The sequence below is a fragment of the Segetibacter aerophilus genome, assembly GCF_007991655.1.
GTDB lineage: Bacteria > Bacteroidota > Bacteroidia > Chitinophagales > Chitinophagaceae > Segetibacter > Segetibacter aerophilus.
This window is the reverse complement of the sequence record NZ_BJYT01000054.1, coordinates 1-5,615: the sequence shown is the minus strand read 5'-3', so window position 1 is coordinate 5,615 and position 5,615 is coordinate 1. Positions and strand designations below refer to the sequence as shown.

Annotated in this window: 2 tRNA genes and 3 rRNA genes; all 5 read right to left on the bottom strand. The window is 47.0% G+C overall.

Annotated features, from left to right (window positions below):
- Window positions 1–33 precede the first annotated feature (33 nt).
- The 5 genes from rrf to SAE01_RS24135 all read right to left on the bottom strand — a co-directional run bounded on the left by rrf (window position 34) and on the right by SAE01_RS24135 (window position 5,342).
- Window positions 34–145 (bottom strand): 5S ribosomal RNA (gene rrf / locus SAE01_RS24155).
- A 124-nt stretch (window positions 146–269) separates the two neighbouring features.
- Window positions 270–3,152 (bottom strand): 23S ribosomal RNA (locus SAE01_RS24150).
- A 269-nt stretch (window positions 3,153–3,421) separates the two neighbouring features.
- Window positions 3,422–3,495, bottom strand: a tRNA-Ala gene (locus tag SAE01_RS24145).
- Window positions 3,496–3,571: 76 nt separating this feature from the next.
- Window positions 3,572–3,646: transfer RNA gene (locus SAE01_RS24140), tRNA-Ile, on the bottom strand.
- Between the two features lie 167 nt (window positions 3,647–3,813).
- A 16S ribosomal RNA gene (locus tag SAE01_RS24135) occupies window positions 3,814–5,342 on the bottom strand.
- Together the 16S, 23S and 5S rRNA genes with 2 tRNA genes alongside form the textbook arrangement of a ribosomal RNA operon.
- Window positions 5,343–5,615 lie beyond the last annotated feature (273 nt).

The following is a 5,615-nucleotide window of genomic DNA, read 5'->3' as shown; positions in this document are numbered from 1 at the left end:
CATCTTTTTGGATGAAGGGTTAGAGATAAATAAATATGGCAGCTACCTACTCTCCCGGTTGGTGTACCAGTACCATCGGCCATGGGGGACTTAACTTCTCTGTTCGGTATGGGAAGAGGTGAACACCCCCGGCATAACCACCATAAGGTCTTTAGCTGTAAGTTGTAGGTTATAAGTTGTAAGCTCTTTTAAACTTATAACTTAATACTGATCACTTACCATTTAATAATGTACATATTGGGAAGTTGTGATAATAGTTTGTAATAAAAAAATTAAAGCTTACGGGCAATTAGTACTACTTGGCTTTGATGTTACCACCTTTACACCTGTAGCCTATCAACGTCATAGTCTCTGACGACCCTTAAAAGTAAACTCATCTTGAGGTAGGTTTCACGCTTAGATGCTTTCAGCGTTTATCCTGTCCGTACATAGCTACTCGGCATTGCACCTGGCGGCACAACCGATACACCAGCGGTACGTACGACCCGGTCCTCTCGTACTAAGGTCATGTCCTCTCAATTTACTAGCGCCCATCACAGATAGGGACCGAACTGTCTTGCGACGTTCTGAACCCAGTTCACGTGCCACTTTAATCGGCGAACAGCCGAACCCTTGGGACCTTCTCCAGCCCCAGGATGTGACGAACCGACATCGAGGTGCCAAACCTCACCGTCGATATGAGCTCTTGGGTGAGATCAGCCTGTTATCCCCAGAGTACCTTTTATCCTTTGAGCGATGGCCCTTCCATTCAGAACCACCGGATCACTTTAGCCGTCTTTCGACCCTGCTCGGCTTGTTTGCCTCACAGTCAAGCACCCTTTTACTAATGCGCTCTACGTACGATTACCAACCGTACTGAGGGTACCTTTGCAAGCCTCCGTTACTTTTTAGGAGGCGACCACCCCAGTCAAACTACCCACCATGCAATGTCTCCCGTCAGGGATTAGACTCTAAGTAAACGAAGGTTGGTATTTCAACGACCGCTCCACAAGTGCTGGCGCACCTGCTTCATAGCGTCCCAACTATGCTACACATCGGTTACTCAAAATCAATGCAAAGTTGTAGTGAAGGTTCATGGGGTCTTTCCGTCCCGTGACGGGTAACCGGCATCTTCACCGATACTACAATTTCACCGGGCTCGCGGAGGAGACAGTGTTCAACTCATTAGACCATTCGTGCAGGTCGGAACTTACCCGACAAGGAATTTCGCTACCTTAGGACCGTTATAGTTACGGCCGCCGTTTACTGGGGCTTCAGTCAGGAGCTTTGGACTTGCGTCCGAACACCCTTCCTTAACCTTCCAGCACCGGGCAGGTATCAGGCTCTATACGTCATCTTTCGATTTTGCAGGGCCCTGTGTTTTTGTTAAACAGTTGGTTGAACCAATTTACTGAGACCGCATCACTGCGGTATGCTTTATCCCGAAGTTACAGCATTAATTTGCCTAGTTCCTTCTCCGCGGCTCACCCGAGCGCCTTAGAATACTCATCTCGACTACCTGTGTCGGTTTACGGTACGGGTTGCTATAGCCTAGCCTTAGAAGGTTTTCTCGGAGGTTTGATTAGAGACATTATCCACGCTGCCGAAGCTTTGTGGTACTATCAGGTTCGCCTTACCATGCGGATTTACCTGCACAACAAATAACTACACCCTTTAACGTGAACATCCGTGGTCACGCAGTCTTTTCACTACCCCGTCACTCCATCGAAACTATAGCAAGTACTGGAATATTAACCAGTTTTCCATCAACTACCCCTTTCGGGTTTGCCTAAGGACCCGACTAACCCTGATCCGATTAACGTTGATCAGGAACCCTTAGTCTTGCGGCGATAATGTTTTTCACATTATTTATCGTTACTTATGCCTACATTTTCTTTTCTAACCGCTCCAGCATACCTCACAGTACACCTTCAACGCAGGTCAGAATGCTCCCCTACCGATATACCACCTAGTGGCAATCATAGAGCTTCGGTTCATGGTTTGATGCCCGATTATTTTCCGTGCAGAGTCTCTCGACCAGTGAGCTGTTACGCACTCTTTAAATGAATGGCTGCTTCCAAGCCAACATCCTGGCTGTTATAGAAACTCCACCTCGTTTGATCAACTTAACCATGTATTAGGGACCTTAGCTGCTATTCTGGGTTATTTCCCTCTCGGCCATGGACCTTAGCGCCCACAGCCTCACTGCCGCAGATATTTATGAGCATTCGGAGTTTGTCAGGGTTTGGTAGGCGGTGAAGCCCCCTAGCCCAATCAGTAGCTCTACCTCTCATAAACTTCTTATATGCGACGCTGTTCCTAAAAACATTTCGGGGAGAACGAGCTATCTCTCAGTTTGATTGGCCTTTCACCCCTATCCACAAGTCATCCCATAGCTTTTCAACGCTAATGGGTTCGGTCCTCCAGTGTGTGTTACCACACCTTCAACCTGCTCATGGATAGATCACAAAGTTTCGCGTCTACCCCCACTGACTAAGCGCCTTATTTAGACTCGCTTTCGCTACGGCTCCGTTACAAAAGAACTTAACCTCGCCAGTGAGGAGTAACTCGTAGGCTCATTATGCAAAAGGCACGCAGTCACACATTGCTGTGCTCCTACCGCTTGTAGGCGTACGGTTTCAGGAACTATTTCACTCCCTTATTCAGGGTGCTTTTCACCTTTCCCTTACGGTACTGGTTCACTATCGGTGTCTATGGAGTATTTAGCCTTACCGGATGGTGCCGGCAGATTCAGGCAGGATTTCTCCGGTCCCGCCTTACTCAGGATACTGCTCGTCCTACTCAATTTGTGTCTACAGGGTTTTCACCTTCTATGACGCTACTTTCCAGCAACTTCGACTTGATGAGTAATTCTAAATGCAGTCCTACAACCCTCGTGCTGCACGCAACACAAGTTTGGGCTCTTCCCTTTTCGCTCGCCACTACTTGGGGAATCATTATTATTTTCTTTTCCTGCGGGTACTTAGATGTTTCAGTTCTCCGCGTTGGCTTCTCTTTCGAGATGATATACCTTCAGTATAACAGGTTGTCCCATTCGGAAATCTTCGGATATAACGCTCGTGTGCAGCTCCCCGAAGCTTATCGCAGCTTACCACGTCCTTCATCGCCTCATAGACCCTAGGCATCCACCATACGCCCTTATTTGCTTTAAAAAAGTTTATAGTGTTTTGGACCCTCGTACCATAAGTAAAGTACAAAGGCGCCGTCCACTTGTCATCACCACTAGTGATGATAACGTTTATTCAATTACTACTACTATTACAACTTATTTTCCCAATATGTCAAAGAACTTGTAACTCTAAAATCCCAAAGGAACTTCTGAGCACTTGCTGATGTTAAGGGTACGAACCTTTTAAGACCTTATTGTCTACATCTTCTAATTTTAAAAGAACTTGTTTTGGCTGCTGGCAGCCTTTACTTGTGGAGGATATCGGAGTCGAACCGATGACCCTCTGCGTGCAAGGCAGATGCTCTAGCCAACTGAGCTAACCCCCCGTGTGGAGTTATAAGTTGTAGGTTATAAGTTGTAAGTCTTTTACTTACTACTTACCACTTACTACTTACCACTTTGTAGACCCGAGCAGATTTGAACTGCTGACCCCTACATTATCAGTGTAGTGCTCTAACCAGGCTGAGCTACGGATCTATGACGCCCCTAACCCCTAAAGGGGGATAAGTAAACCTCTTTAATCCCTCGCACCGGTCTTAACCCTTTACGGCTTTAGAGCTACTATATTAAAGAACTTAAAAAGATTTTGAAAGTAGTAGAAAGTAACAGCTTTTGACATGTTTGTGTAAGAGAAGTCGCTCTAAAAAGGAGGTATTCCAGCCGCACCTTCCGATACGGCTACCTTGTTACGACTTAGCCCCAGTTACCAGTTTTACCCTAGGCAGCTCCTTAGCGGTTACTGACTTTAGGTACACCCGGCTTCCATGGCTTGACGGGCGGTGTGTGCAAGGTCCGGGAACGTATTCACCGTAGCGTTGCTGATCTACGATTACTAGCGATTCCAGCTTCATGCAGGCGAGTTGCAGCCTGCAATCTGAACTGAGAGAAGGTTTTTGAGATTAGCGCCCTGTCACCAGGTGGCAGCTCTTTGTCCTTCCCATTGTAGCACGTGTGTAGCCCTGGGCATAAAGGCCATGATGACTTGACATCATCCCCTCCTTCCTCGCGTCTTACGACGGCAGTTTCATTAGAGTTCCCAGCTTGACCTGATGGCAACTAATGATAGGGGTTGCGCTCGTTGCGGGACTTAACCCAACACCTCACGGCACGAGCTGACGACAGCCATGCAGCACCTTATAATCTGTGTATTGCTACAAAATGAGCTTTCACCCACGGTCAGACTACATTCTAGCCCAGGTAAGGTTCCTCGCGTATCATCGAATTAAACCACATGCTCCACCGCTTGTGCGGACCCCCGCCAATTCCTTTGAGTTTCAACCTTGCGGTCGTACTTCCCAGGTGGGATACTTAATGCTTTCGCTCAGACACTTATTGTGTATCACAAATGTCGAGTATCCATCGTTTAGGGCGTGGACTACCAGGGTATCTAATCCTGTTTGATCCCCACGCTTTCGTGCATCAGTGTCAATATTCCTGTAGTAAGCTGCCTTCGCAATTGGTGTTCTATGTCATATCTAAGCATTTCACCGCTACATGACATATTCCGCTTACCTCCCGAAAATTCAAGATCAGTAGTATCAATGGCAGTTTCCATGTTAAGCACGGAGATTTCACCACTGACTTACCAACCCACCTACGCACCCTTTAAACCCAGTGAATCCGGATAACGCTTGCACCCTCCGTATTACCGCGGCTGCTGGCACGGAGTTAGCCGGTGCTTATTCCTCTGGTACCGTCAAACCCGTTAGAAAACAGGCATTTCTTCCCAGATAAAAGAAGTTTACAACCCAGAGGGCCTTCATCCTTCACGCGGCATGGCTGGTTCAGACTTGCGTCCATTGACCAATATTCCTTACTGCTGCCTCCCGTAGGAGTCGGGCCCGTGTCTCAGTGCCCGTGTGACTGGTCGTGCTCTCACACCAGTTACTGATCGCTGGCTTGGTGGGCCGTTACCCACACCAACTACCTAATCAGCCGCACAGCCATCTTTAAGTGATAAATCTTTAAATACCAACTGATGCCAGTCAATATTACTATGGGGTATTAATCCACATTTCTATGGGCTATCCCCCGCTTAAAGGAAGGTTCTGTACGTGTTCCGCACCCGTTTGCCGGTCGCCAGCGAGTATTGCTACCCCTGCTGCCCCTCGACTTGCATGTATTAAGCCTGCCGCTAGCGTTCATCCTGAGCCAGGATCAAACTCTCCATTGTAAATGAGTTTTTGACCACTGACATCAATTCGTCTCAATTAAGAAAATTAACGTCTTAGTGTTCTGTTTTAATTTTACGCTTTCTTACCATGTGTGTTTGCTCTATCAAAGCATTCACGCTGTTACTTCCATACTTTCAAAGAACTTCCGCCTTCACTTTTGAAGACCTTGCTGGTGATAAGGTTATGAACCTTTAAGACCCTAATCGTCTCACCCTTTAACTCACTTAAGAACTGTTTTTTACCCCTTTTTTATTTGGGAGTGCAAAGATAAG